This window comes from Rhizobium sp. NZLR8, from assembly GCF_019685025.1.
Lineage (GTDB): Bacteria > Pseudomonadota > Alphaproteobacteria > Rhizobiales > Rhizobiaceae > Rhizobium.
This window is the reverse complement of the sequence record NZ_JABDVY010000012.1, coordinates 79,107-105,478: the sequence shown is the minus strand read 5'-3', so window position 1 is coordinate 105,478 and position 26,372 is coordinate 79,107. Positions and strand designations below refer to the sequence as shown.

Here is a 26,372-nt window from a genome sequence, read left to right as displayed (position 1 = left end):
CAAGAGGCGGACGCCGGGTGGTTCACAGAATGGCAATATTTTTGAAATTGACCTGTCACACAAGAACTCTACCTCTCCCCGCGTTCGTTCAACTATTTCGGGTATTCCATGTCTGCTTTAAGCCTTTGCCGCCTGAGCACCGCCCTCGTCTGCCTTGTTTCCATCGTGCCTTCGTTTGCCAGCGCCGATCAGGCCACGGCGGCGAAAGCGCCCTATGCCGAAGCCGGAAACACCAACAAGCGCGGGGACGCCTGCTTCTCGACGGTCGACACCAACGCCGCCGTTCACCTCCTCTCCGGCTTCCTTGAAATCTGGACCCCGCGCACGTCCTTCGTCGATGCAGGTGTCGAAGCCCCGGCCAAGGACAATTGCCCGGCGGTCGCCAAGACGGATTGGGATGGCATTCCCTCCAGCAAGACCGACGGCCATATCGTCAACCAAGCCGTCCATGACGCCAACATCGCCTATGTCGTCAATGCGACGCGGGCGCGGACGGCCGATCAGGCGGTGGCCGCCTATCTCGACGACCGGCGCGGCAAGAATGCTAGCATCGTCGATGGCCTCGGTCCGCTGACGGATGCCTGGAAAGCCGGCTCGAAGCAGACCACCACGATCACCGAAGTGGCGGCTGATGCAACGACGGTCAAATATGACGACAAGGGCAACAATCGCGGCGCCGGCAGCAAGCGGGATACGGAAAACAAGACCGATGCAAACCCGGACATGGGCCTTGCTATCGATTTCATCAACGCCGCAAGCGGTGACGGCTCGACGGAACCCGCCAAGCGCTATTTCAAATATGGCCGCCCCTATCGCTGGAGCCAGGACGTGTCGGTCGTCCCGACGCTTGAGCCGGCCAAGAGCGGCAAGCCGGTCGAGGACGGCGGTTTCCCGAGCGGGCATACGGCGGAAGCCTGGCGGGATGCGCTTGCCATGGCCTATCTCGTGCCGCAGCGCTTTCAGGAAATGATCACGCGTGCCAGCGAACTGGGCGAGGATCGCATCCTCGCCGGCATGCATTCCCCTCTCGACGTGATGGGTGGCCGGATGCTCGGCACTGCGACGGTCGTCTATAATCTGAACAAGGCCGACAATGCCGCGCTGAAGAGCGATGCGTACACCCGGGCACAGTCATGGCTCCTCGCCAAATCAGGCGTTGCCGATGCGGGCGCGCTTGCAGTCGCCGCGCATGCGGCGCCGCTCGCCGCAGACCGTTTTGCCGATCATGACGCCAATCGCGCTTACGTGCTGCAGCGCCTGAGCTACGGAATGCCGACGATCCATGCGACCGATCAGCCGGCTCGCGTGCCGCAGGGCGCTGAAGCGCTTCTCGAAACGCGCCTGCCCTATCTCGACGTCGAACAGCGCCGCGACGTGCTGAAGACCACCGAAATCGCCTCGGGTTATCCGCTCATTGACGATGCGGAAGGTTACGGTCGTCTCAACCTGTTTGCCGCCGCCGATGGTTACGGTGCCTTCGAGCAGGATGTCACCGTGACGATGGACGCGGCAAAGGGCGGCTTCAATTCGATCGATACCTGGCGCAACGACATCGCCGGCAAAGGCAGGCTGGTAAAACGCGGCAGCGGCACTCTCGGGCTTTCGGGCGCCAACAGCTATGCTGGTGGCACCGTGCTCGAAGACGGCGCGCTGGTGGCTGGATCGCCCTCGGCCTTCGGTGCCGGCGCCCTTACGGTCAATGGCGGTTCGCTCGTCGTGGCGGCAGACAAGCCTTTGATCGTAGGCGGTGATTATCAGCAGCTCGCCCATGCAACGGTAAAGCTGGCGCTCGGCGCGAACGGCGCCGGCACGCTGGCCGTGGAGGGCAAGGCTGCGCTCGCCGGCGATCTCGAGGTGACGCTTGCCGATGGCATTACCCCTATACCCGGAACGAAGATCGAGATCCTGAAGGCGGGTGGTGTCGTCGGCACCTTGGGTAAGGTCACCGTTTCCGAACACAAGGCCAGCCTCTCTTACGGCCCGACAGCCGTCATCTTGACGATCGACGAATAATTCTTCGCATAGAACCGACAGGGCATCTCCCGCTGGGGGGATGCCGCTTTCTTCGATCTGTCCGTTTGCCCCCGCGCCTACGTCATTTTGCGTATGTGTTTTTGCGATGCAGCACCCGATAGTCCCCTCGGCAACAGTTAAATTCCGTTTCCGGCCTGTTGCGGAACAAGAAGAGGGGCTCAACCAGATGAATCTCAGATCCACGATCACCGGCGCTGCGCTCGGTGCCGTCATGGCGGCATCGGCCGCATTCCACGGCGCGGTGGCCGCCGAGGACACGATTAAAGTCGGCGTATTGCATTCGCTTTCCGGCACGATGGCGATTTCCGAAACCACGCTGAAAGACGCCATGTTGATGCTCATCGACGAGCAGAACAAAAAGGGCGGCCTTCTCGGCAAGAAGCTCGAGGCCGTCGTCGTCGATCCGGCTTCCGACTGGCCGCTGTTTGCCGAAAAGGCCCGTGAACTGATCCAGAAGGACAAGGTTGCCGCCGTCTTCGGTTGCTGGACCTCGTCCTCGCGCAAATCCGTGCTGCCGGTATTCGAAGAGCTGAATTCGCTGCTCTTCTATCCCGTGCAGTATGAAGGCGAAGAATCCTCGCGCAACATCTTCTACACCGGTGCTGCTCCGAACCAGCAGGCCATTCCGGCCGTCGACTACCTGATGGAAAAAGAAGGCGTCAAGCGCTTCGTTCTTGAAGGGACCGACTACGTCTATCCGCGCACGACCAACAAAATTCTCGAGGCATACCTGATTTCGAAGGGTATTCCGAAAGAAGACATCATGACCAACTACACGCCGTTCGGCTTCTCCGACTGGCAGACCGAAGTTTCCAAGATCAAGGAATTCGGTTCGGCTGGCAAGAAGACCGCCGTCGTCTCGACGATCAACGGCGACGCCAACGTTCCGTTTTACAAGGAACTGGGCAACAAGGGCATCAAGGCAACCGACATTCCTGTCATCGCCTTCTCGGTCGGCGAAGAAGAACTTGCCGGTCTCGACACCAAGCCGCTTGTCGGCCATCTCGCTGCCTGGAACTATTTCGAGTCGGTCGAAAGCCCGGCCAACAAGAAGTTCATCAAGGACTGGCACGCATACACCAAGAACGACAAGCGCGTGACGAACGACCCGATGGAGGCTGCGTATATCGGCTTCAACGCATGGGTTAAGGCCGTCCAGGCTGCCGGCACGACCGATACCGACAAGGTTCTCGACTCCATCATCGGCGTCAGCGTTCCGAACCTCTCCGGCGGTTATGCGACCGTCATGCCGAACCACCACATCACCAAGCCAGTGCTGATCGGTGAAATCCAGGCCGACGGCCAGTTCGAAATCGTCCAGCAGACGCCCGCCGTGGTCGGCGACGAATGGTCCGATTACCTGCCTGATTCCAAGGACCTGATCTCCGATTGGCGCAAGCCGATGTCCTGCGGCAACTTCAACGTCGCTACCGGCAAGTGCGGCGGCAAGGGTTCCTGAGTACGACCCCGGTCAGATGATTGCCTGAAGACTTCCGTCCGGGTTTGATACCGGGCGGAAGCTCCGTCCCAGCGATTGCGCCGCGAGGCCAACACACTCAAGGGCGAGAAAGCTGATGTATCGCGCCATAAAGATTTTCCTCATCACGCTCTGCCTGACGTTCTCGGGCCTGACATTTTCCGGCCTCGCATTTCCGGGCCTGGCAACATCGAGCGAAGTTCGGGCAGAGGACGATATCCACGTGCTCATCGATGCGCTCGGCGCCGGCGACTTCCCGGAACGCGAGGCGGCCATCAAGGCGCTGGTCGCCTCCAAGGACCCGCATGTCAGCCAGATCCTGCAGCAGTTGAGCACCGGCTTTCTCTACGTCAATTCCGATGGCGGCCCAGTGCTCCTCCAGGGCGGCACCGATGACGAACCGACCTATTCCGATCCGATCACCGGCGAAGCCGCTGCCGATGTCGATCCGGATCTGATGACCAAGGTCAAGATCAACAATGCACTTCGCGGCGTCATCAGCGCCGCCACCAGCCAGCTGACGCTGATGAGCCCGGACCGTTCGGCGCGGCTCGCGGCGGCGCAGGGCCTGCTGAAAGACGCCAATCCCGCCAATCTCGACCTGCTGAACGCGGCGCTTGCGGCTGAAAAGGACGCCGAGATCAAGAATACGATGGAAGCGGCGCGCGCAGTGCTGCTGCTCAAGACGGATGCGAGCGTCGAAGACAAGAAGGCTGCGATCGATACGATCGCAGCTCGCGGTAATCGTGATGCACTGACCATTCTCACGACCACACTCGAAACTGCGCCCGATGATCTGAAGCCGGCGATCCAGGCAGATATCAGCACGATCAATCGCAGCCTGGCGCTGTGGGATGTCGTCCAGAACGTCTGGTACGGATTGTCGCTCGGCTCGGTGCTGTTGCTTGCCGCGATCGGCCTTGCCATCACCTTCGGCGTCATGGGCGTCATCAACATGGCGCATGGCGAAATGGTGATGATCGGCGCCTACACCACCTACGTGGTGCAGGAATACATTACCTCGACCTTTCCCGGTGTGGCGGACTATTCGCTTGCCTTTGCCGTGCCTGCCGCCTTCGTCTTTACCGGCTTCGTCGGCCTTGTCATCGAGCGCGCCGTCATTCGCTATCTCTACGGCCGCCCGCTCGAAACGCTGCTCGCCACCTGGGGCGTGTCGCTGATCCTGCAACAGGCCGTGCGCAGCATCTTCGGCCCAACCAACCGCGAGGTCCGCAATCCGACCTGGATGTCCGGTGTCTTCGATCTCGGCGGGCTCTCCATCACCTGGAACAGACTGTGGATCATCGTCTTTTCGATGGTCGTCTTCGTAACGCTGCTCCTGCTGCTCAAGCGGTCAGCTTTCGGGCTGCAGATGCGTGCCGTCACGCAGAACCGCCGCATGGCATCGTCGATGGGCATCCGCACAGGCTGGGTCGACGCCTTCACCTTCGCGCTCGGTTCGGGCATTGCCGGTATTGCCGGGGTGGCGCTCAGCCAGATCGACAACGTCTCGCCGAACCTCGGCCAATCCTACATCATCGACAGCTTCATGGTGGTCGTCTTCGGCGGTGTCGGCAATCTCTGGGGCACGCTGGTCGGGGCGCTGTCGCTCGGCGTCGTCAACAAGTTCCTCGAGCCCTTCGCCGGCGCCGTGCTCGGTAAGATCCTGGTGCTCGTCCTCATCATTCTCTTCATCCAGAGGCGTCCCCGCGGACTCTTCGCACTCAAAGGAAGGGCGGTGGAAGCATGATAACGGCCTTCCTTCTCCGATCACTCGATCGTAAGATCGTCATTGCCATCGCCCTGCTGCTTCTGGTCGCGGTTCTCGTGCCGGTGCTGAACCTGATGACCGGGCCGACCAATCCGCTGCACGTGCCGACCTATATCATGTCACTGTTCGGCAAGTATCTGACCTATGCGCTGCTGGCGCTGGCGCTCGATCTCGTCTGGGGCTTCTGCGGCATTCTCTCGCTCGGCCACGGTGCCTTCTTTGCGCTCGGCGGTTATGCGATGGGCATGTATCTTATGCGCCAGATCGGCACCCGCGGCAGCTACGGCGACCCAATCCTGCCCGATTTCATGGTGTTCCTGAACTGGAAGGATCTGCCCTGGTTCTGGTACGGCTTCAACCACTTGTGGTTTGCGGCGCTGATGGTGCTCGTCGTGCCCGGCCTGCTCGCCTTTGTCTTTGGCTGGTTCGCCTTCCGCTCACGCGTCAACGGCGTCTATCTCTCGATCATCACCCAGGCGATGACCTACGCGCTGCTGCTGGCCTTCTTCCGTAACGACATGGGCTTCGGCGGTAATAACGGCCTGACCGATTTCAAGGACATTATCGGCTTCAACGTCCAGGCTGACGGCACGCGTGCAGCCCTGTTTGCGGCAACCGCGGTCTTGCTGGCGCTGTCGCTGCTGCTTGCCTCGGCGATCGTTCGTTCGAAGTTCGGCAAGGTGCTGGTCGGCGTGCGTGATGCCGAAAGCCGCACGCGCTTCCTCGGTTACCGCGTCGAGCATTTCAAGCTCTTCACCTTCGTCGTCTCGGCGATGATGGCGGGCATTGCCGGCGCGCTCTATGTGCCGCAGGTCGGCATCATCAATCCCGGCGAATTCGCTCCTGCAAACTCGATCGAAGTGGTCATCTGGACAGCGGTCGGCGGACGGGCGACGCTGATCGGACCGATCATCGGCGCGATCCTCGTCAATGGCGGCAAGACGATCTTCACCGGCCTCTTCCCGGAGTTTTGGCTGTTTGCGCTCGGTGGTCTCTTCGTCGCCGTCACTCTGTTTCTGCCAAAGGGTGTCGTCGGCACGATCGCCCAATATCTCGGCAGGCGGAAAGCCGTCTCCAAGGCTGCCCCACCGGTGGCGCAGGAAGACGGCATCGAACCTAAAATCCAGGCCGCGGAGTGAGCAGCATGATCCCCGACGTCAAACCCACCAGCGTGCTTTATCTTAACGGCGTCTCGGTTTCCTTTGACGGCTTCAAGGCGCTGAATTCGCTGTCGATCGTGATCGAGCCCGGCGAACTGCGCGCCATCATCGGCCCGAACGGGGCCGGCAAGACCACGATGATGGATATCATCACCGGCAAGACGCGGCCCGATGAGGGTGAAGTGTTCTTCAATGGCATGATCGACCTTACCAAAAAGGACGAGGCCGATATCGCCGAGCTCGGCATCGGCCGCAAATTCCAGAAGCCGACGGTCTTCGAAAGCCACACGGTCTGGGACAATCTGGAACTGGCGCTGAACCGCCGCCGCGGCGTGTTCTCGACGCTGTTCTATCGGCTTTCGCGCGGGGACAAAGCACGCATCGAAGAAATCCTCGAAACGGTGCGGCTGACGTATCGGCGCGACGAATTCGCCGCCAACCTCTCGCATGGGCAGAAGCAGTGGTTGGAGATCGGCATGCTGCTGGCGCAGGAGCCGAAGCTCCTGCTCGTCGACGAGCCGGTGGCCGGGATGACGGATGCGGAGACGGCGGAAACGGCGATCCTGCTCAAGGACATCGCCAGGACCCGCTCGGTCGTCGTCGTCGAACACGACATGGGCTTCATCCGCGACCTCGGCGTCAAGGTGACGTGCCTTGCCGAAGGCTCGGTCCTGGCTGAGGGATCAATCGACTTTGTGAGTTCCGATCCGAAGGTGATCGAGAACTATCTGGGGCGGTGAGGGATGATGCGTCGATTGAATGTTGGTGGGTGTGTCACCCCTCTTCAACCCCTCCCCACAAGGGGGAGGGGCTTAACCTGGGCGCTCGCTCATCACTACGATTGCCAGCTTTCTTATGATCTCTTGGGAAGTGGGACGGTAGCTCCGAGCTTGTCCCTCTCCCTTGTGGGGAGGGGTTGGGGAGGGGTCTTTTTGGGACCCATAAAGATTCTGGAGACGGCATCATGCTGACAGTCGAAAACGTAAACCTGCACTATGGCGCCGCCCAGGCGTTGCGTGGCATCTCCGTCAAGGCGGAGATGGGAAAGATCACCTGCGTGCTGGGGCGGAACGGCGTGGGGAAGAGTTCGCTTCTGCGCGCCGTGACCGGCCAGCATCCACTGTCGGCCGGCACCGTTACCTTCAATGATACCAGACTCAATGGCCTGCCGCCTTTTGCCCGCGCCAAGCAGGGCATCGGCTATGTGCCGCAGGGGCGCGAGATCTTCCCGCTGCTGACAGTCAAGGAAAATCTCGAAACCGGCTTTGCTCCGCTTGGCCGCGGCGACCGGAATATTCCCGACGACATCTTCAGTCTCTTCCCGGTGCTGAAGTCGATGTTATCGCGTCGTGGCGGCGATCTTTCCGGTGGCCAGCAGCAGCAACTGGCGATCGGACGCGCCATGGTGACCCGGCCTCGGATTCTCGTGCTCGACGAGCCGACCGAGGGCATTCAGCCGTCGATCATCAAGGATATCGGCCGGGCCATCCGTTACCTGCGCGATTCCACCGGCATGGCGATTCTGCTTGTCGAGCAATATCTCGACTTTTGCCGGGAGCTTGCCGATTACGTCTACATCATGGATCGGGGCGAGATCGTGCATGAAGGCCTTGCCGAAACGCTGGATACGCCGGAGGCCCGCCGTCACCTGACCGTCTGATCGGCAAATGCTGCATTTTTCGGCAGCTAGCAGAGCGCCTTTCAAATCTTCCAGCTCCGCTGCGGGTATCCCTGGACGGCATGGGACTTGCTTGCTTTCCGTTATCCGCGCGATGGAATGAAACCGGTGGCGCGACCGAAAGGGACGGTACGATGATTGCGGCGGCAGGGACGAGACCGCAAAGAGCGGAGGGACGCGGGCATCTGGCGGCAAAGCTGTTTGATGGCCGCACGCGTCTGCGTGAACTCTATCAGGAGGGCGCGGCGAAGATCCGCCTGCCCGATACGTTCGATGCCTCGATGGAAGCCGTCATCATCAACACAGCAGGCGGGCTGACCGGCGGCGACCGGATGGACTGGAGCGTCGTGGCCGGTCCCGCCACGAAGATCGACGTCACCACCCAGGCCTGCGAGAAGATCTACAAGGCGTCGGCCGGCACGGCCGAGGTGACGACCAGCATTAAGGTCGGAGCCCAAGCGAGGGTCGACTGGCTGCCGCAGGAAACGATCCTCTTCGATCGGGCCGCACTTTTCCGCAGGCTCGATGTCGATCTTGACGAAGGCTCCGAATTTCTGGCCGTCGAAGCTGTGTTGCTCGGCCGCAAGGCGATGGGCGAGACGGTGGAAACCGGGCTGTTTCGCGACCGCTGGCGCATCCGACGCTCGGGTCAACTGATCCACGCCGAAGAGCTCAGACTTTCCGAAGGTGTCTCGGCACTGGCGGCGCGGCAGGCGGTGCTCGGCGGACAGGTGGCCTTTGCGACGCTGCTTTATGCCGGGCCGCTTTCGGAAGCCTATCTCGGCAGGGTGCGGCCGCTCATAGAAGGATCGATGGGCGGTGCGAGCGCCTGGGATGGCAAGCTCGTCGTCCGTCTTGCAGCGGCCGACGGCTTTGCACTTAGAAAAATCCTGATCCCGGTCATTTCCGCCTTGCGCAATGGTGCGCCTGTGCCGAAAGTCTGGAATCTATGAGTTCAATAGGCAGGTAGACGATGAACCTCACTCCGAGAGAAAAAGACAAGCTGCTGATATCCATGGCGGCGATGGTGGCGCAGCGGCGGCTGGAGCGTGGCGTCAAGCTGAATTATCCCGAGGCGATCGCGCTGATCAGCGATTTCGTCGTCGAAGGCGCCCGCGACGGCCGTCCTGTCGCCGAGCTGATGGAGGCCGGCGCCCATGTGATCGGCCGCGACCAGGTGATGGAGGGCATTGCCGAGATGATCCATGACGTGCAGGTGGAGGCGACGTTCCCGGATGGAACCAAGCTCGTCACCGTGCACGAACCGATTCGGTAAGGAGACAGGGATGCTCGAACTCAGGCCCAACTGCGAATGCTGCGACAAGGATCTGCCGCCGGAGAGCACCGAGGCACGGATTTGCACCTACGAATGCACCTTCTGCGCCGATTGCGTCGACGACGTGCTGAAGGGTGTCTGCCCCAACTGCGGCGGCAATCTCGTTGTCAGGCCTATTCGGCCGGCGGCGATGCTCGTCAAAAACCCGGCGTCGACAAAGCGTGTGCTGAAGGCCGAGGGCTGCGCGCCCAAGGCGGCTTAAGGAGGACGAGATGATTCCAGGCGAGATCATTGCCGCAAGCGGCGACATCGAACTGAATGCCGGCGCGCCGACGGTGACGCTGGATGTTTCCAATACGGGCGACCGGCCGGTGCAGGTCGGCAGCCACTATCATTTCGCCGAGACCAATGCCGGGCTCTCCTTCGATCGCGCGGCAGCGCATGGCACGCGGCTCGATATTCCGGCGGGAACGGCCGTGCGCTTCGAGCCGGGGCAGACGCGTTCGGTTACGCTCATCCCGCTTTCCGGCAAGCGCGAAGTCTATGGCTTCCGTCAGTTGGTAATGGGCAAGCTTTAACGGGAGAGGCGCATGCGCTTGAACATTTGCCTCATCGGGGCGGCGATGCTGGTAGCGGCTGGTACCGCCTCCGCTCAGGATGTCGATTGCAACAATCCGAAGACGCAATCGGACATGACCGCCTGCGAGGCGGCGCGTCACGAGACCGCCGACAAGGCGCTGAATGCGCAATATAAGAAGACGCGTGCCGCCATGGTGGCGATCGACAAGGATCTGGATGGCGACATGAAAGGTGCGGAACAGGCGCTGGTCAAGGCTCAGCGCGCCTGGATCGATTATCGCGACGCCGAATGCGATGCCTTCGGCTTTCAGGCCCGCGGCGGCACGCTGGAGCCGATGCTGGTTGTTGGATGTCTCGCCGACATTACCGACAAACGCACGAAAGAGCTGAAAGAGCTTGAAGACACGATGAGCAACTAAGGTGACCAAGAAGATCATGATCGTCGGCAATGGCGAGATCGCAGAGAAAGAGGCAGGCGTCATCGATGCCGCTGATTTCGTCATCCGTTTCAATGATTGCCGTTCCTACGGGGCTGGCGGCAGCCGCACGGATGCCGTCGCGGTCTGCAATACCGGCCGGCCGGCAAAGGCGCTGCTCGGTTCGCCACAGTGGCGTGCCCATCCCGGCGTCGTTTCGGCGCGCGAAATCTGGAGTGTGCGCGATCCGGAAAAATTCGCCGCGATGCGGGCGCCGCTTGCCGTCTCACATCCGGAACTCGACGATTTCTGCGACGACTATACGGATGAATTCACTGCCTTCTGCGCTGATACCGGCAAGACGCATGTCGTCATCGGCAAGGCGGTCCACGAGGCTGTCGATGCCTCGCTGTCGGCCTTCGCGCCGGCGCCTTACATTGTGCCGAGCAGCGGCATGATCGTCATTGCCGAGGCGCTGAACAGCTATGCCGATGCCGAGGTGACGCTTGCCGGGTTCGGTCATGTCGGCTGGGAATGGCACCCGTTTGCCGCCGAAAGGCAGCTTGCCGATGCCTATATTGCCGCGGGCCGCCTCAAGCGGCTTAGCGGGGAAACGCTTATCTCTTTCTCCCATGGAGCCTGATGGATGCCCTACAAGATCTCGCGCGCCGCCTATGCCGGCATGTTCGGACCGACCACCGGCGACAAGGTGCGCCTTGCGGATACGGAACTCTTCATCGAGATCGAGAAGGACTTCACCACCTATGGCGAGGAGGTGAAGTTCGGCGGTGGCAAGGTCATTCGTGACGGCATGGGCCAGAGCCAGGTGACGCGGGCGGATGGTGCGGTCGATACCGTCATCACCAATGCCGTGATCGTCGATCACTCCGGCATCTACAAGGCCGATATCGGGCTTAAGGACGGGCGCATCGTTGCGATCGGCAAGGCGGGCAATCCCGATATGCAGCCTGGCGTCAATATCATCGTCGGTCCGGGCACGGAGGCGATCGCCGCCGAAGGCAAGATCGTCACTGCTGGCGGCATGGACAGCCATATCCACTTCATCGCGCCGCAGCAGATCGAGGAAGCGCTGATGTCAGGCATGACCTGCATGCTCGGCGGCGGCACGGGACCGGCGCACGGCACGCTTGCCACCACTTGCACGCCCGGTCCCTGGCATCTCGCGCGCATGATCGAAGCGGCCGACGCCTTCCCGATGAACCTCGCCTTTGCCGGCAAGGGCAATGCGTCGTTGCCGGGGGCGCTGACCGAGATGGTGCTGGCCGGCGCCACCTCGCTGAAGCTGCACGAGGATTGGGGCACGACGCCAGGCGCTATCGATTGCTGCCTGTCGGTCGCCGACGAATATGACGTGCAGGTGATGATCCACACCGATACGCTGAACGAAAGCGGCTTTGTCGAAGATACGATCAGCGCCATCAAGGGCCGCACCATCCATGCTTTTCACACGGAAGGGGCGGGCGGTGGGCACGCGCCTGACATCATCAAGATCTGCGGTCAGCCGAACGTCATTCCGTCGTCTACCAACCCGACCCGGCCCTATACGGTCAACACCATCGCCGAACATCTCGACATGCTGATGGTCTGCCATCATCTGTCGCCGTCGATCCCCGAGGATATCGCCTTCGCGGAAAGCCGCATCCGCAAGGAGACGATCGCCGCCGAGGATATCCTACACGATATCGGCGCCTTCTCGATCATCTCGTCCGACAGCCAGGCCATGGGCCGCGTCGGCGAGGTGGCGATCCGCACCTGGCAGACGGCCGACAAGATGAAGCGGCAGCGCGGCCGGCTGAAGGAGGAAAAGGGCGATAACGACAATTTCCGCGTCCGCCGTTATATCGCCAAATATACGATCAATCCGGCGATCGCTCATGGCCTCAGCCATGAGATTGGCTCGGTCGAGGTCGGCAAGCGTGCCGACCTGGTGCTCTGGAATCCGGCCTTCTTCGGCGTGAAGCCCGACATGGTGCTGCTCGGCGGTTCGATCGCCGCCGCGCCGATGGGGGATCCGAACGCCTCGATCCCGACGCCGCAGCCGGTGCACTACCGGCCGATGTTTGCTTCCTATGGCAAGAGCCTCACCAATTCCTCCGTCACCTTCGTCAGCCAGGCCTCGCTCGACGGTGGCTTGAAGGGCCGACTCGGCGTCGCCAAGCAACTGGTCGCGGTGAAGAATACGCGCGGCGGCATCTCCAAGGCATCGATGATCCATAACGACCTGACACCCGAGATCGAGGTCGATCCGGAGACCTATGAGGTCAGGGCAAACGGCGAATTGCTGACTTGCGAGCCGGCGACGGTGCTGCCGATGGCGCAGCGCTATTTCCTGTTTTAGGCCGGCTCGCTCCGTGCGTCCCGGACGGTTCCGATGAGAACAGGCATCCGCTGGGTTTTACGGATCGTATTCCTGCTTGTGCTTTTGGTGGCTTGCGGAAGCTTCATTCCCCGGCCGCTGATTGCCCCGGTCAAGGCGTCGTCTGTGGCCGCGACGCATCGGATTCTCCTGCTGTCGGGACCGATCCACACCGATATTGCAATTCCGCTCGACGAGGAGGCGCGGAGTGCCTTTTCCTTTCTCGTCGATGACGGTTTTCCGCTCGGCCATCCGGATGCGGAATGGCTCATCGTCGGCTGGGGCGGCCGCGCCTTCTATCTGGAAACCCCGACCTGGGCGGAGCTGAAACCGCTGCCGGTGCTGCGAGCGCTGACAATCGACCGTTCGGTCCTGCATGTGGACCTTGCCGGTCATATCACCGAGCCGCAGTCCAGTGTTGCGCCATTCGATGTCAGTGACGATCAATTGGCGCGGCTGCGCAATTTTATCTCAGACAGCTTCGTTCGCGACGCGGGCTCGGTGGTGCCGATCCCGGATGCAGGTTACGGCGAAATCGACCGGTTCTTCGAGGCCAAGGGATATTTCAACGCCCTCTTCGGCTGTAACACCTGGACGGCTGCAGCGCTGCGCTCTGCGGGGCTTCGGACCGGCTTGTGGAACGCGTTTCCACAATCATTGCGATTGTCTGTTGCTGTCTACAATTGAGGCAGCCGATGGCCGTCCCGCTCTTAAAGTGAATTGTGAAGGGCACTCTCCATTCGGTTGTAAAAATCGTTGAAGAAACCGGTATTTTCTCCAGATAGATCATTCTGAAACAGCCCCATTCCCTGACCCCGTAAATCTGTTTTAAATCAATCGCCTAAGTGTGTCTGCGTACTGTCCGATTCAGGGATTGGAAGGCTGCATCTCCTGCTAGAAAAAATCTGTCCACCGAATCGTCTAAAACCGTTCGAATTTTAACGAGTCGATTAAGACACCCGCAGCAATTCGGCTCTTATCAATGTCTTGAAACGCCGGGCAGGAAGGTCGATTCTCATGAGAAACTGGATGTCGCTGCAGGCCGATTTCGGCAATTTTCAACATCGCAGGAATGTCTATCTCTTTGCGTTGAAGATGAGCTTTCTTGCAGTCATTCTCTCCGGCGTTATCATTTCGCTGACGATACCGCCGCTCGGCTTTTTCGGGCTGCTACCGATGACACTCGCGCACGCGATCGGTTTCGGAGCCATTTTTTCCTGGCTCGTTGGTGGGACGGTTTCCGGCATGCTATCGCTGGCCGCCGGTTTTGCCCTGCATGAGTTGACGCTGTCGCGGGCGGAGTTTGAAAAACTCAGCCGAACGGACACGCTCTCCGGACTATTGAACCGGCGCGCTTTCACAGAGGCGCTTGAAAACACCGAGGGCAACGCCTCGCTTGTTGTTTTCGATGTCGACCGCTTCAAGGCGATCAACGACCGCTTCGGCCATGCCTGCGGCGATGCCGTCATCACCGCGGTCTCGGCGATGCTCATATCCGCCTTCGATGAGATGTCCGTCGTGGCACGGTTGGGTGGGGAGGAGTTCGGCGTCATCGTCTCCGGCGAGCCGCTGGAGGCGCGGATGGAACGCGTCGAAGGTGTTCGAGCCCGGATCGCAAGCGGCGCCATCGCGGCCGAGGGGCACGATATCCGCATCACCGTTTCCGGCGGTGTTGCCGACCTCGCCGCCGGGCGCAACAAGCAGGCGGTCTACGCTTCGGCTGACCGGGCGCTCTATCTCGCCAAGGCGCTCGGGCGCAATCGCGTCGTACACGAGCGGGAAGGCTTGCATCATGCATGGCACGGGCTCGTCGACAATAGCCCCGATGCCGAGGGCAGGGGAACCGAGGGCGACAACATGATGCAGGCTTACGGAATATAAAAGCCCGACACGCGCACAAAGACCATTGGTGCTTGCATCGGGAAAGGCTATTTTGCATGGTCGTCGTCTCAGCAAAACGGACATATCATGCAGCGCGTTACCTCCTATCTCCCCGCCGGAACCCCGTCCTCCCATCCGACCGTCCAGGTCAAACTGCCGCACGATCTGCGCCATCTGCGCCGAAAGCTGCTGCATCTGGAAAATGGCGAGATGGTCATGCTCGATCTCAAGGACCCGGTGCTTTTCGCCAACGGCGACCTGCTGGTGCGCGACGACGGCGAACTGATCGAGATTCTCGCGGCTGATGAGAAGCTCTTCGAAATTCGCGGACGCAACCGCATGCACCTGGTCGAGCTTGCCTGGCATCTCGGCAACCGTCATCTCGCAGCCCAGATCGAGGAAGACCGCATCGTCATCCTGCGCGATCATGTCATCCGCACCATGCTGCAGGGCCTCGGCGCCACCGTCCTCGATATCGATGAGCCGTTCCAGCCTGCACGGGGAGCCTATCATTCCCATGGCGGCCATTCGCATGAGCGCGATCATGATCACGGGCACATTCCTAACCAGGGTCATGACCACGATCATGAACATGGCTACGAGCATGAGCATGAGCACCGCCACGATCATGGTCATGACCATGACCATGATCACGGACATCACGGCCACAAGCACGACTGAAACCTAATGACCAGGGATCGTGAGCTGCACGCATTGCTGCGTCTAACGGCATGGCTTTCGCCGGCTTTTCCGATTGGCAGCTTTGCCTATTCGGGCGGGTTGGAGCGGGCGGTGGCCGACGGGCTGGTCACTGATGCGGCCTCGCTTGCGGCCTGGATCGGCACGCTGATCGGCCATGGTTCGGTTTGGAACGATGCGGTACTGCTGGCCGAAAGCCACAGGTGTCAGGAAGAACCCGTGCGCCTTGTCGAGATCGCCGCACTCGCCGCCGCACTTGCCGGATCGCGCGAGCGCCATCAGGAAATCATGCTGCTTGGCGAGGCGTTCCTGGCGGCGGCGCGGGCCTGGCCGGACGGCGTGTTCGATAGGTTGCCCGACAAGGTCGCTTATCCCGTTGCGGTCGGGGCGGTGACGGGTGCACACGGCATAGAGCCGGAGAAGGCGCTTGCTGCCTTCCTGCACGCCTATGTCTCACAAGCGGTTTCATCCGGCATCCGCCTCGGCGTCGCCGGCCAGAGGGACGGTGTTGCCGTGCTTGCCGGCCTCGAAGAGCGTATTGCGGAAGTCGCCCGGCGGGCGGCAGCCTCCTCGCTTGACGATCTGGGCTCGGCAACGGTGCAGGCCGATATTGCCGGCCTGCGCCACGAGACCCAGGCGACGCGGCTGTTCCGCTCGTGATGGTTCGAAATTATCACTGCGACTGCGTCATTTGACGGTGGCGTGCGATGGCAGCGTCGCTATCATCGGGGTTCGATTGGAGTAAGGCACATGAAATCAAGAAACGGACCTTTGCGGGTCGGCATTGGCGGGCCGGTCGGCTCGGGCAAGACGGCGCTGACAGAAAAGCTCTGCAAGGCGATGCGCGACGACTATTCCGTCGCGGTTGTAACCAACGACATCTACACGACCGAGGATGCCGAGGCCCTGGTGCGCATGCAGGCACTGACTTCGGACCGCATCGTCGGCGTCGAGACCGGGGGCTGCCCGCATACCGCCATTCGCGAGGACGCGACGATCAATCTCCAGGCGATCGCCGGCCTTAACCAGCGAATTCCCGATCTCGACGTCGTCTTCATCGAATCCGGCGGCGACAACCTGGCGGCAACCTTTTCGCCCGATCTTGCCGATATCACCATCTATGTCATCTCCGTCTGCCAAGGCGAGGAGATCCCGCGTAAGGGCGGCCCCGGCATCACCCGCTCGGACCTGCTCGTGATCAACAAGAAGGATCTGGCGCCCTATGTCGGCGCCGATCTCGAGGTAATGGATCGGGATGCCACGCGCATGCGCGCGGCGCGCCCCTTCGTCTTCTCCGACATGAAACGCGGCGACGGCGTCAGCTCGATCGTCAGCTTCCTCAGAGAGCAGGGGGGGCTCTGACGACCAGATCTGGCGGAAAAGATCGACGTCGCTGATAGCAGCGAAACGGCAAAACGAAACGGGCCGGGAGAGTGCTCCCGGCCCGTTGATTTTCTGGGCTTTGCTTATTCCGCTGCGAAGGGCGGCAGGCGCAGCACGTTGGTGTCGTTGCCGTTGGCGCTCTTGCGCTTGCTTTCCGGCTTTTCGATCGCGGTCAGCCGCTCCTCCAGCGAGTCGATCTCGCTGCGGTTCTCGCGGGTGACGCGAGTGAGATCCTCGCGCGACAGCGGCAGCTCCTCATTGTCCTTCCTGCCGACCAGGCGGCCGAACATCCAGCCGAGCAGGCGGGACAGATCGTCCATGATCAGGAAGAAGGAGGGCACGACGACGAGCGAGAGCACCGTCGAGACGATGATGCCGCCGATCACCGCGATCGCCATCGGCGCGCGGAACGAGCCGCCTTCGCCGACGCCGAGCGCGGAAGGCAGCATGCCGGCCGACATGGCGATTGAAGTCATGATGATCGGCCGGGCGCGTTTGCGGCCGGCTTCGACCATCGCCTCGACGCGGGCCATGCCCTGGTGGCGCATCTCGATCGCGAAATCGACGAGCAGGATGGCGTTCTTGGTGACGACACCCATCAGCATCAGGATGCCGATCATGACCGGCATAGACAGCGGGTTGCTGGTGATGATCAGAGCCGCCGCTACGCCGCCGATGGCGAGCGGCAGCGAGAGCAGGATGGTGAAGGGCTGGATCACGTCCTTGAAGAGCAGGATCAGCACTGTCAGCACCAGCAGGAGGCCCATCAACATGGCGTTGACGAAACTCTGCTGCATCTCGCTCTGCACCTTGGTGTCGCCGCTTTCGGCAAGATGCACCGTGGCCGGGATATTGGCTGATTTGACGATCTCGCGGAAGCGGGCCGAAGCCGTGTCGAGTGCTACGCCCTGCGGCAGGTCGGAGCCGATCGAAACGACGCGGTAACGGTTGTTGCGCTTGATCGAACTTACGCCTTCCGAGTAGTTGATATCGGCGACGCTTGAGAGCGGAACGGTGCCGCCGCTGGCGGTCTGGATCTTCAATGCACGGATCGCCGAGAGATCACGGCGCATGTCAACCGCCGCCTGGACCCGGATCGGGATCTGGCGATCGTCGAGCGAGATCTTGGCAAGAGCCGCATCGACATCGCCGATTGTGGCGACACGGATCGTTTCGGAGATCTGCTGCGGCGTGATCCCGAGGCGTGCGGCTTCGTCCTTGCGCGGATAAACCTGCAGTTCCGGACGGGGCAGGGCGCCGTCGGCGCTGACATTGGCAAGCAGCGGATCGGCACGGAGCTTGGATTCCAGAACGCCGACAGCGTCGTTCAGGTCTTTCTCGTTCTTGGAGAGGAAGTTAAAGGCGAGGTCGCGTTCGCCGCGATCGTTGAGTTTCAGGATATGGACGTCGGGAATGTCGCGCAGCTTGGCGAAAACTTCCTTTTCGATATCCCATTGCGGCCGTTCACGGCCGTGGACTTCCACCTTCGGCAGCATCGGACCGATGAGGGGGATGTGGCCGAGCCCGTCATTGACCATCTTCTTGACCAGCGATTGGTCGAGCTTATCAAGCGCGAGCGTGATGGTCGCACGGCGCAATTCGAGATCGCCCTTCGGCGATGCGCCGCCGAGGACGAAGACGCTTTCGACGCCGTTGATATCCTTGACCCTGTCATAGATCGCATCCGTCGTCTTCTCGGTATCGTCAAGCCGCGCATTGGGCGGCAATTCGACAGAAAGCACGATGCGCGAGGCATCTTCCGGTGGCAAAAAGCTGCCGGGAACCTGCATGAGTAGCAAAACGGAGCCGGCCAGGAAGCCGAACGCGACAAGCAGCGTCGCATAACGCGTGTACCAGCGCCCGGTCGTGCCACGTATGAGCCGTGTGTATCCACGCATCAGCAGGCTGTCATTGTCGTGATGATCGTCGACGCCGTCTTCGGCGCGCATCAGATAGGCGGCCATCATCGGGGTGATGAGGCGCGCGACCATCAGCGAGAAGAAGACGGAGAAGGCGACGGTCAGGCCGAACTGAATGAAGTACTGGCCCGGAATACCCGGCATGAAGGAAACCGGCACAAAGACGGCGATGATGGTGAAGGTGGTGGCGATGACGGCAAGGCCGATTTCATCAGCGGCCTCGATCGCCGCCCGGTAAGGGGTCTTGCCCATCTTGATGTGGCGGGCGATGTTTTCGATTTCGACGATCGCGTCGTCGACGAGGATGCCGGTCGCAAGCGTCAAAGCAAGGAAGCTGACGAGGTTCAGCGAGAAGCCCATCATGTCCATGATCCAGAAGGTCGGGATCGCAGATAACGGAAGGGCGATTGCCGAAATCAACGTCGCGCGCCAGTTCCTCAGGAACAGGAAGACGACGATGACGGCGAGCAGCGCGCCTTCGAGCAGCGTATCGATGGCGGCTTCGTAGTTACCGTAGGTGAAATAAACCGAATCGTCGATCAGTTCGATCTTCACGTTCGGGTTTTCGGTCCGGACCTTGTCGAGGCTCTGCGCTACGGTTTTGGCGACACTGACTTCGCTGGCGCCCTTCGAGCGGAAGACGCCGAAGGTGACAACCGGCGTGGCGTCGAAGCGCGAGAAGGATTTCGGCTCTTCATAGGTGTCCTTGATGACACCGAGATCGGACAGCTTGACGAAGCGGCCGTTCGGCAGCGCGATCGTGGTGTCGGCGAGCTCGGCGACGTTGCGGGCATCGCCCAGAACACGGATTGCCTGTTCGCTGCCGGCCACCTGGCCGCGGCCGGAGCCGAGATCGATATTGGTGCCGCGCAGTTGCTGGTTCACGCTTGCGGCGGTTATGCCATAGGCATCGAGCTTGCCAGGGGTGAGTTCGATGCGTACTTCGCGCTCTGCGCCGCCGTAACGATCGACGCGGCCGATGCCGGCCTGTCCCTGCAGCGATCGCTTGACGGTATCGTCGACGAACCAGGAGAGCTCTTCCAGCGACATGGCAGGCGAGGAAACGGCGAAGGTCTGGATCGCCTGGCCTTCGACATCGACCTTGGAGACGATCGGTGTTTCGGCCGTCGCCGGCAGATCGCTGCGGATGCGGTCGATCGCATCCTTGGTGTCCTGTACCGCCTGTTGCGTCGGCACTTCCATCCGGAACATGACGACGGTCTGCGAGCTGCCATCGGTCACTGTCGACTGGATTTCGTCGATGCCGGTGATGGAGGCGACCGCGTCTTCGATCTCCTTCGTCACCTGCATTTCGAGTTCGGCCGGCGAAGCGCCGCTCTGCGTCACGTTGATCGAAACGAGCGGCACGTCGATGTTTGGAAAGCGCGTGATCGGCAACGCATTGAAGGACTGCATGCCGATGAGCACCAGCAGGCAGAAGGCCAGGAGCGGCGCGATGGGATTTCGAATGGACCAGGCTGAAAAATTCATCGGATGGTCTCTTTAGTTGGAAGCCGAGGGCTGTTCACGCACCGGAGTGATGTGGTCGCCGTCACGGACATAAGCGCCCGCCTTGGCCACGACCTCGTCGCCGGTCTTCAATCCATCGACGATCTCGACATAGGCACCGTCCTGGATGCCGGTCTCGACCTTGGCGTATTTCACCACGCCATCCTCCACCTTGCGGGCGGAGGAGCCTTCGTTGCCGGTGAGCACGGCGGTCAGGGGAAGCGATACGCCCTCCGTCTCGCGAACGATGATCTCGGCGCTGCCATACATGCCGGAACGCGCCTTGCTGTCGTCGTCGATGGAGATATGGACGAGACCGAGGCGGGTGACCGGATCGACGGTCGGCGAAACCAGGCGCACGGCGCCGGAAAGCTTCTCGCGGCTGCCGGACAGCGAAATTGACGCTTTCTGGCCGCCCACCACCCTGACGATGTCGCTTTCGGCGACCTCGGCGACAAGCTCGATATCGCCGTCGCGAATGATGGTGAATAGCGGATCGCCGTTGCCGGCGGCAATGGCGCCGACCTTGGCGTTCTTCGCCGAGACCGTGCCGGCGACCGGTGTCTTCACATCGGTGCGCGCCAGCTTCAAATCGGCGTCGGCAATCTGGCTGTCGAAGACCTTGAGATCGGCTTCGGCGACTTCGATCGCCTGTTCGGCGGAGACAACGCGGGCATTGGCGGCGGCGGCAGTCGCATCGGCCTGCTCGACCTGGGCGGTGGAAACAGTGCCCTTTTTGCCCATTTCCTGGGCACGGGCCTGCTGCTGCCTTGCCTGTTCGGCATTGGCCTGCGCCTCGATGAGTTGGGCGCGCAGCTGGGCGAGGCTTGCCTCGCCCTTGGCTTTCGTCGCCATCATCTGGCTCTTTGCCAGGACCAGCGCGTCATCGTTGAGCGTCGCCAGCGTGCTCTCCACCTCAACCTTGTCGCCGATATCGGCTTTCAGCGTTCGGATCGATAGGCCCTCGACCTGCGGCTGGATATAGACTTCCTCGACGGGCTTGACCGTTCCCGTGCCGATGACACGGTCGACCAGCGTCCGGCTTGTCGCCTTGGTGACGACGATCGCCGGCAGATTCTGTTGCGGTTTTTCGACCGGCGTTTCCTGCGAGAATGCAGTGGATGCGGCGAGAGCCGCAGCAAAAAGGGTAGCGGTGCCTAGAATTCCAATCGGCTTGCGTGCCATGCGTCTTCGTCCAATCTTGTAACAAGCTTAGCCGAACTCGCGCGTGTGCCACTCAGCTCGCGACCAGGCCACTGCCTTTCCTGCATTCTCAGGGGTATCCACACATCATTGCCGTCTTCGTCCCTCGCCGGCAAATCGGCTTTTAATTGGTATCGATTTGCTCGATATGCAAGCCCGGCAGAAAACAATTCCCCATGAGCGATGATAGTTACCATCAGAACCTGAATCAATCACTGCAGGGTTATGTGAACATGACGATGATTGATCCTGCTTCCCTTATGACGTTTGACGCCGGACAAATGCGACAGTTGCAAGGCGTTTTTTCATCGGTGCCGAAAAAAAAGAAACGCGCGGAGATATCCCGCGCGTTTCGCTTTGCATTGCTTGCCGCGATTACTTAGAAGCGGCGTCGGTAATGTCGTGCGTCCAGGCGCCCGCGGGCTCCTTGCTGATGATCTTCTGGTCGAGTAGCGCCTTTGCGGTGCGGGCATAGAGTGCCTCGTCCAGCTTGCCGGAGCTGTCGCCGACCAGCTTGGCGACTTCGCCCATCATGCGCTTCTGGTGGTTGTCGTCCTGGCCGCCATTGTCCATGACGATCCCGGCGGCTTCGTCGGGGTTTTCGGTCGCATATTTCCAGCCCTTCATCGAGGCGCGAACGAACTTGACCATCTTTTCCTTGAAGGCCGGATCCTTCAGCTTGTCTTCCATCGCATAGAGACCGTCTTCGAGAAGGTCATTGCCCATCTCGGTGTAGTTGAAGACCGTCAGTTCTTCCGGCTTGAAGCCGGCATCGATCGCCTGCCAGTATTCATTATAGGTCATGACGGAGATGCAGTCGGCCTGCTTCTGGACCAGCGGCTGCACGTCGAAGCTCTGCTTCAGCACGGTGACGCCATTGGCGCCGCCTTCTGTGGACAGGCCGAGCTTGTTCATCCACGCGAAGAAGGGATATTCGTTGCCGAAGAACCAGACGCCGAGCGTGTGGCCCTTGAAGTCGGCTTCGGTCTTGATCGGGCCATCCTTGCGGCAGACCATTTCCAGGCCGGCCTTCTGATAGGGCTGGGCGATGTTGACGAGCGGAACGCCCTTTTCGCGGGCAACCAGCGCGCCGCCCATCCAGTCGACGATGACATCGGCGCCGCCGCCGGCGATCACCTGCTCCGGGGCGATATCGGGACCGCCCGGCTTAATGTCGACGTCGAGGCCTTCTTCCTTGTAAAAGCCCTTGTCCTTGGCGACGTAATAGCCGCCGAACTGGCTCTGCGTGACCCATTTCAGCTGCAAAACCACCTTGTCGGCGGCCATCGCATGGGTTGCTGCCAGCGACATCGCGCTCGCCATCATTGCAACTATCAACTTTCTCATTTTCTTATCCTTACCCTCTGAAGTTATGCCCGGGCCGGTTCCAAAGCCCGGGCGCGTCTAGCCACCACGGATAGACGGATGCCAGAACGTCACCGCCCGTTCGGTCAGGGCGATGATGCCATAAAAGATCGAGCCGGCCAGCGCCGCGACGGCGATTTCCGCCCAGACCATGTCGACATTCATACGGCCGATCTCGGTGGAGATGCGGAAGCCCATGCCGACGATCGGCGTTCCGAAGAATTCCGCAACGATGGCACCAATCAGCGCCAGCGTCGAGTTGATCTTCAGTGCGTTGAAAATGAACGGCATGGCTGCCGGAAGCTTGAGCTTGAGCAGCGTCTGCCAGTCGCTCGAGGCATAGGTGCGCATCAGATCGCGCTCCATGCTGCCGGAGGCGACAAGGCCGGCGACAGTATTCACCAGCATCGGGAAGAAGGTCATGATGATGACGACCGCTGCCTTCGACGGCCAGTCGAAGCCGAACCACATGACCATGACAGGGGCGACGCCGATGATCGGCAGGGCCGATACCATGTTGCCGATCGGCAGGAGGCCGCGGCGCAGGAAGGTGATGCGGTCGGCGAGCACCGCGACGACAAAGCCGCTGAGGTTGCCGACGATGTAACCGATCAACACCGCCTTGAAGATCGTCTGCCTGACATCCGCACCGAGGATCGGCAGGGAGGCCGTGATGCGCATGCCGATGGCACTCGGCGGCGGCAGGATGATGAAGGGGATGCCGGCGCCACGCGTTGCTGCTTCCCAAAGGATGAGGATCCAGGCGCCGAAGATCGCCGGGATCAGCAGTTGGAGCGAAGATTTGCCGAAAGCAGTGACGGGCTGCAGTTTCGACAGCTCCGTGACGCATCGCCACGCAAGCAGCCAGCAGGAAAAGAGCGGCAGGAAGAAGGCTCTTGTCGCCAGACCCTCGTTGCCGGAAAGTGCGGAAAGCAGCATCCAGGCGGCACCATGCGCGCCGATGAACAGCACAGTGGCGCGGTAGGCCGGCGGTTGCGGCGCAAAAGATAGCAGGGCAGCCGCGACGACAATGATGAAGATGAGGCTTGCCGTACCGTCGGTTAAGGGGTGTGCCGCGCCTTCGGCGAAAAGCGGAAAGGTGATTAGCGACACGAGGCAGAGAAGGAGGGCCACCGTGCCCTGCCAGGAGAAGGTCAGATGTCTCATGCCGGTCTCCCGCCCATCGCGCGATCGACGATCTTCGCCGCAACCCCGACGATCGCGACCAGGATGCCGGCCAGCAACGATCCGGCGACCAGGGCCGCCCAGATATCGATGGTCTGGCTGTAATAGGAGCCGGCAAGCAGTTTGGAGCCGATGCCGGCGACAGCGCCTGTCGGCAGCTCGCCGACGATGGCGCCGACGAGGCTGGCGGCGATCGCCACCTTCATCGAGGTGAACAGGAACGGGATCGAGGCGGGAACGCGCAGTTTCCAGAAGGTTTGCATCGGGCTGGCATAATAGGTGCGCATTAGGTCGAGATGCATGATTTCAGGTGAACGCAAGCCCTTCACCATGCCGACGGCGACGGGGAAGAAAGAAAGATAGGTGGAGATCAGCGCCTTGGAGACGAGGCGGGAAGCATCGGAATCGAGGTTCAACAGATGCGCAAGCGCATTGTCGCCGGTCAGCACATTGTAGGAGATAATGACGATCATCGGGGCGATGGCGAGGATCGGTATGGTCTGGCTCGCCACCAGCCAGGGCATTAGCGAGCGGTCCATGGCGCGGTTGTGCACGATCAGCACCGCAAGAAGGATGCCAAGCAGCATGCCGAAACCGAAGCCGAGCAGGGTCGAGGAGAGCGTCACCCAGCTGTGATAGACGAGGCTGCGATTGCTGGAAAGGCTGCGCAGGACGGTGTTCTCGTAGACGTTCTGCGCCACCTGATGCGGCGCCGGCAGGATCGGCTTCGGCTGCGCCAGCGTCTTGCCGATGAATTCCAGGGTCGTCGGCGTGACGCCGGCGCGGCTGTCCATGTCGCGCTGAAACGGCGCGTTCATCAGGACGGCAGCGACATACCAGATAGCGACGAGGGCCAGCAGGATGGTGGTGACGGGGACGAGCTTGTCCTTGAAGGTATCGGGTTTCACAGCGACTGCCCCCATTTGTTGGCGTCGAATGCGCGGCCGCCCCCCTCTGCCCTGCCGGGCATCTCCCCCACAAGGAGGGAGATCGATATGTGGAAACGGCTTCCCAAAACAACGAAAGGCCCCTGATCCAGCGTGGAATCAGTGAGGACCGACGTCCTCTCCTCTTGCCGATCTCTCCCCTTGTGGGGGAGATGCCCGGCAGGGCAGAGGGGGGTGGCCCCCGAACTCAACGGCCTAAACCTCATGGCTATGTCCCGTCCTCAGCCCCTCGCGGACACGATGGGCGATTTCCAGGAATTCAGGGGTGTCGCGGATGTCGAGTGGGCGTTCGGCCGGCAGGGTAGAGTCGATCACATCGGTCACGCGGCCCGGGCGCGGCGACATGACCACGATCTTGGTCGAGAGATAGACCGCTTCGGGGATGGAGTGGGTGACGAAGCAGATCGTCTTGTTGGTGCGCGCCCAGAGTTTCAGCAGCTCTTCGTTTAGATGGTCGCGGACGATCTCGTCCAGCGCGCCGAAGGGCTCGTCCATCAACAAGAGGTCGGCGTCGAAGGCGAGCGCGCGGGCGATCGAGGCGCGCTGCTGCATGCCGCCGGAAAGCTGCCAGGGAAATTTCTTCTCGAAGCCGGACAGGCTGACGAGATCAAGCGCTTCGGCGATGCGCCTTGCGCGGTCGGCGCCGGAATAGCCCATGATCTCCAGCGGCAGGGCGATATTGTTTTCGATAGTGCGCCAGGGATAGAGCGCCGGCGCCTGGAAGACATAGCCGTAGGCGCGGGCTTTGCGGGCTTCCTCCGGCGTCATGCCATTGATCGAAATCTCGCCCGAGGTGCTCTTTTCGAGATCGGCGATGACACGCAGGAGGGTGGTCTTGCCGCAGCCGGACGGGCCGATGAAAGAGACGAAATCGCCCTTGCGGACATCGAGATTGACATCGCTCAGCGCACGCACCGGGCCGTCATTTGCCTGGTAGGTGAGACAGAGATCCTTGGCGGATACGACGGAGGGTGCTTGCATCAATGCGACCGTTCTTGTTTTCGCCGCGGGGACGCGGTTTGCATGTTACCATCGCCGCAGGCCCTGCCGGCGGCACATTTCATGGAGGAAGAGAATGGACGCGACATCAAAGCCCACCTGCCACATCGTTCGGCCCAACCATGCCTATGACGGCAAGCAGGGGCTCAGCTACTTCGAAGGGGTCGCGGCCGAGACGGTCGGCGCCAAAGGCATCTGCATGCACCTGCTGACGATCCCGCCGGGCGTGCGCGCCAAGGCGCATCTGCACGAGGCGCACGAGACGGCGATCTACATGCTCTCCGGCGAGGCGCATACCTGGTACGGAGACGAACTCGAGCATCATGTCATCGTTCATGCCGGTGAACTCTTCTATATCCCGGCCGGCGTGCCGCACCTGCCGGCAAACCTCAGCAGCACGCCGTGCACGGCGATCATCGCCCGCACCGACCCCAACGAGCAGGAAAGCGTCGTGCTTCTGCCGGAGCTGGATGGATTGGTGCCGGCCTGAGGTCATGCGCATGGAGGCAGCGGT

The 26,372-nt window shown here is 61.3% G+C and carries 26 protein-coding genes; 20 read left to right on the top strand and 6 right to left on the bottom strand.

All coding sequences use genetic code 11. The annotated features are described in order from the left end of the window. Nucleotides 1–108: 108 nt before the first annotated feature. From HJB89_RS23855 to ureG, 18 genes are all read left to right on the top strand, one after another. Nucleotides 109–2,013, top strand: a complete 1,905-nt coding sequence (locus tag HJB89_RS23855; protein ID WP_207581529.1) for a phosphatase PAP2 family protein — start codon at nt 109–111, stop codon at nt 2,011–2,013. Nucleotides 2,014–2,200: 187 nt separating this feature from the next. After that, nucleotides 2,201–3,493: an urea ABC transporter substrate-binding protein gene (urtA, locus tag HJB89_RS23850; RefSeq protein ID WP_164014049.1), complete on the top strand. Its 1,293-nt coding sequence runs from the start codon at nt 2,201–2,203 to the stop codon at nt 3,491–3,493. Nucleotides 3,494–3,608: 115 nt separating this feature from the next. Then, complete coding sequence (gene urtB / locus HJB89_RS23845; RefSeq protein WP_207581528.1) at nt 3,609–5,261, top strand: urea ABC transporter permease subunit UrtB; 1,653 nt, start codon at nt 3,609–3,611, stop codon at nt 5,259–5,261. Further along, nucleotides 5,258–6,421 carry an urea ABC transporter permease subunit UrtC gene (gene urtC / locus HJB89_RS23840; RefSeq protein WP_207581527.1) on the top strand — a complete coding sequence of 388 codons (1,164 nt, stop codon included), beginning with the start codon at nt 5,258–5,260 and terminating at the stop codon, nt 6,419–6,421. Before urtB ends, urtC begins: the two co-directional genes overlap by 4 nt. A 5-nt stretch (nt 6,422–6,426) precedes the next feature. After that, on the top strand, nt 6,427–7,182 hold the full coding sequence (gene urtD, locus HJB89_RS23835; RefSeq protein WP_207581526.1) for an urea ABC transporter ATP-binding protein UrtD: 756 nt from the start codon (nt 6,427–6,429) through the stop codon (nt 7,180–7,182). 224 nt (nt 7,183–7,406) lie between these two features. After that, the gene (gene urtE, locus HJB89_RS23830; RefSeq protein WP_207581525.1) at nt 7,407–8,102 is read left to right on the top strand and encodes an urea ABC transporter ATP-binding subunit UrtE; all 696 of its coding nucleotides are present in this window, start codon (nt 7,407–7,409) and stop codon (nt 8,100–8,102) included. 152 nt (nt 8,103–8,254) lie between these two features. After that, nucleotides 8,255–9,073, top strand: coding sequence for an urease accessory protein UreD (locus HJB89_RS23825; RefSeq protein WP_207581524.1), 819 nt, complete (start codon nt 8,255–8,257; stop codon nt 9,071–9,073). A gap of 20 nt (nt 9,074–9,093) precedes the next feature. Beyond that, complete coding sequence (locus HJB89_RS23820) at nt 9,094–9,396, top strand: urease subunit gamma (RefSeq protein WP_028743291.1); 303 nt, start codon at nt 9,094–9,096, stop codon at nt 9,394–9,396. Nucleotides 9,397–9,406: 10 nt separating this feature from the next. Then, nucleotides 9,407–9,658: a DUF1272 domain-containing protein gene (locus HJB89_RS23815; protein WP_207581523.1), complete on the top strand. Its 252-nt coding sequence runs from the start codon at nt 9,407–9,409 to the stop codon at nt 9,656–9,658. A 10-nt stretch (nt 9,659–9,668) separates the two neighbouring features. Further along, nucleotides 9,669–9,974, top strand: a complete 306-nt coding sequence (locus tag HJB89_RS23810) for an urease subunit beta (RefSeq protein WP_207581522.1) — start codon at nt 9,669–9,671, stop codon at nt 9,972–9,974. Between the two features lie 12 nt (nt 9,975–9,986). After that, nucleotides 9,987–10,394 (top strand): lysozyme inhibitor LprI family protein, encoded by a 408-nt coding sequence (locus HJB89_RS23805; protein ID WP_221150597.1) that lies wholly within the window; start codon nt 9,987–9,989, stop codon nt 10,392–10,394. A 16-nt stretch (nt 10,395–10,410) separates the two neighbouring features. Beyond that, nucleotides 10,411–11,034 (top strand): Urease operon accessory protein, encoded by a 624-nt coding sequence (locus HJB89_RS23800; protein ID WP_221150615.1) that lies wholly within the window; start codon nt 10,411–10,413, stop codon nt 11,032–11,034. Nucleotides 11,035–11,037: 3 nt separating this feature from the next. Next, nucleotides 11,038–12,750 (top strand): urease subunit alpha, encoded by a 1,713-nt coding sequence (ureC, locus tag HJB89_RS23795; RefSeq protein ID WP_221150596.1) that lies wholly within the window; start codon nt 11,038–11,040, stop codon nt 12,748–12,750. 33 nt (nt 12,751–12,783) lie between these two features. After that, nucleotides 12,784–13,455 carry a TIGR02117 family protein gene (locus HJB89_RS23790; protein WP_207581519.1) on the top strand — a complete coding sequence of 224 codons (672 nt, stop codon included), beginning with the start codon at nt 12,784–12,786 and terminating at the stop codon, nt 13,453–13,455. 330 nt (nt 13,456–13,785) lie between these two features. Then, the gene (locus tag HJB89_RS23785; RefSeq protein WP_207581518.1) at nt 13,786–14,649 is read left to right on the top strand and encodes a GGDEF domain-containing protein; all 864 of its coding nucleotides are present in this window, start codon (nt 13,786–13,788) and stop codon (nt 14,647–14,649) included. An 87-nt stretch (nt 14,650–14,736) separates the two neighbouring features. After that, nucleotides 14,737–15,330, top strand: coding sequence for an urease accessory protein UreE (ureE, locus tag HJB89_RS23780; RefSeq protein WP_221140846.1), 594 nt, complete (start codon nt 14,737–14,739; stop codon nt 15,328–15,330). Nucleotides 15,331–15,336: 6 nt separating this feature from the next. After that, entirely contained in the window at nt 15,337–16,008 is a 672-nt protein-coding gene (locus HJB89_RS23775; RefSeq protein WP_207581516.1) for an urease accessory protein UreF, read from the top strand. Nucleotides 16,009–16,098: 90 nt separating this feature from the next. Further along, nucleotides 16,099–16,710 carry an urease accessory protein UreG gene (ureG, locus tag HJB89_RS23770; RefSeq protein WP_207581515.1) on the top strand — a complete coding sequence of 204 codons (612 nt, stop codon included), beginning with the start codon at nt 16,099–16,101 and terminating at the stop codon, nt 16,708–16,710. 104 nt (nt 16,711–16,814) lie between these two features. Here the strand turns inward: ureG and HJB89_RS23765 are convergent, their stop codons facing one another. After that, a complete protein-coding gene (locus HJB89_RS23765; protein WP_221140837.1) occupies nt 16,815–20,141 on the bottom strand; it encodes an efflux RND transporter permease subunit in 3,327 nt (1,108 codons plus the stop codon). Between the two features lie 12 nt (nt 20,142–20,153). Continuing rightward, nucleotides 20,154–21,344 carry an efflux RND transporter periplasmic adaptor subunit gene (locus HJB89_RS23760; RefSeq protein ID WP_207581513.1) on the bottom strand — a complete coding sequence of 397 codons (1,191 nt, stop codon included), beginning with the start codon at nt 21,342–21,344 and terminating at the stop codon, nt 20,154–20,156. Nucleotides 21,345–21,538: 194 nt separating this feature from the next. Here HJB89_RS23760 and HJB89_RS23755 point away from each other — a divergent pair, with 194 nt between their 5' ends. Further along, nucleotides 21,539–21,745, top strand: a complete 207-nt coding sequence (locus tag HJB89_RS23755) for a hypothetical protein (RefSeq protein WP_207581512.1) — start codon at nt 21,539–21,541, stop codon at nt 21,743–21,745. On the opposite strand, the gene HJB89_RS23750 is transcribed toward HJB89_RS23755, so the two are convergent. The 4 genes from HJB89_RS23750 to HJB89_RS23735 form a co-directional block, all read right to left on the bottom strand. Beyond that, the gene (locus tag HJB89_RS23750) at nt 21,738–22,709 is read right to left on the bottom strand and encodes an ABC transporter substrate-binding protein (RefSeq protein WP_207581511.1); all 972 of its coding nucleotides are present in this window, start codon (nt 22,707–22,709) and stop codon (nt 21,738–21,740) included. The two genes, HJB89_RS23755 and HJB89_RS23750, sit on opposite strands and share 8 nt — an antisense overlap. 57 nt (nt 22,710–22,766) lie before the next feature. Further along, complete coding sequence (locus tag HJB89_RS23745) at nt 22,767–23,894, bottom strand: ABC transporter permease (RefSeq protein ID WP_207581510.1); 1,128 nt, start codon at nt 23,892–23,894, stop codon at nt 22,767–22,769. After that, nucleotides 23,891–24,820 (bottom strand): ABC transporter permease, encoded by a 930-nt coding sequence (locus tag HJB89_RS23740; RefSeq protein ID WP_207581509.1) that lies wholly within the window; start codon nt 24,818–24,820, stop codon nt 23,891–23,893. Before HJB89_RS23740 ends, HJB89_RS23745 begins: the two co-directional genes overlap by 4 nt. A 234-nt stretch (nt 24,821–25,054) precedes the next feature. After that, a complete protein-coding gene (locus HJB89_RS23735; RefSeq protein ID WP_221150595.1) occupies nt 25,055–25,840 on the bottom strand; it encodes an ABC transporter ATP-binding protein in 786 nt (261 codons plus the stop codon). Between the two features lie 94 nt (nt 25,841–25,934). On the opposite strand from HJB89_RS23735, the gene HJB89_RS23730 reads away from it, so the two are divergent. Next, nucleotides 25,935–26,348 (top strand): cupin domain-containing protein, encoded by a 414-nt coding sequence (locus HJB89_RS23730; RefSeq protein ID WP_207581508.1) that lies wholly within the window; start codon nt 25,935–25,937, stop codon nt 26,346–26,348. Nucleotides 26,349–26,372 lie beyond the last annotated feature (24 nt).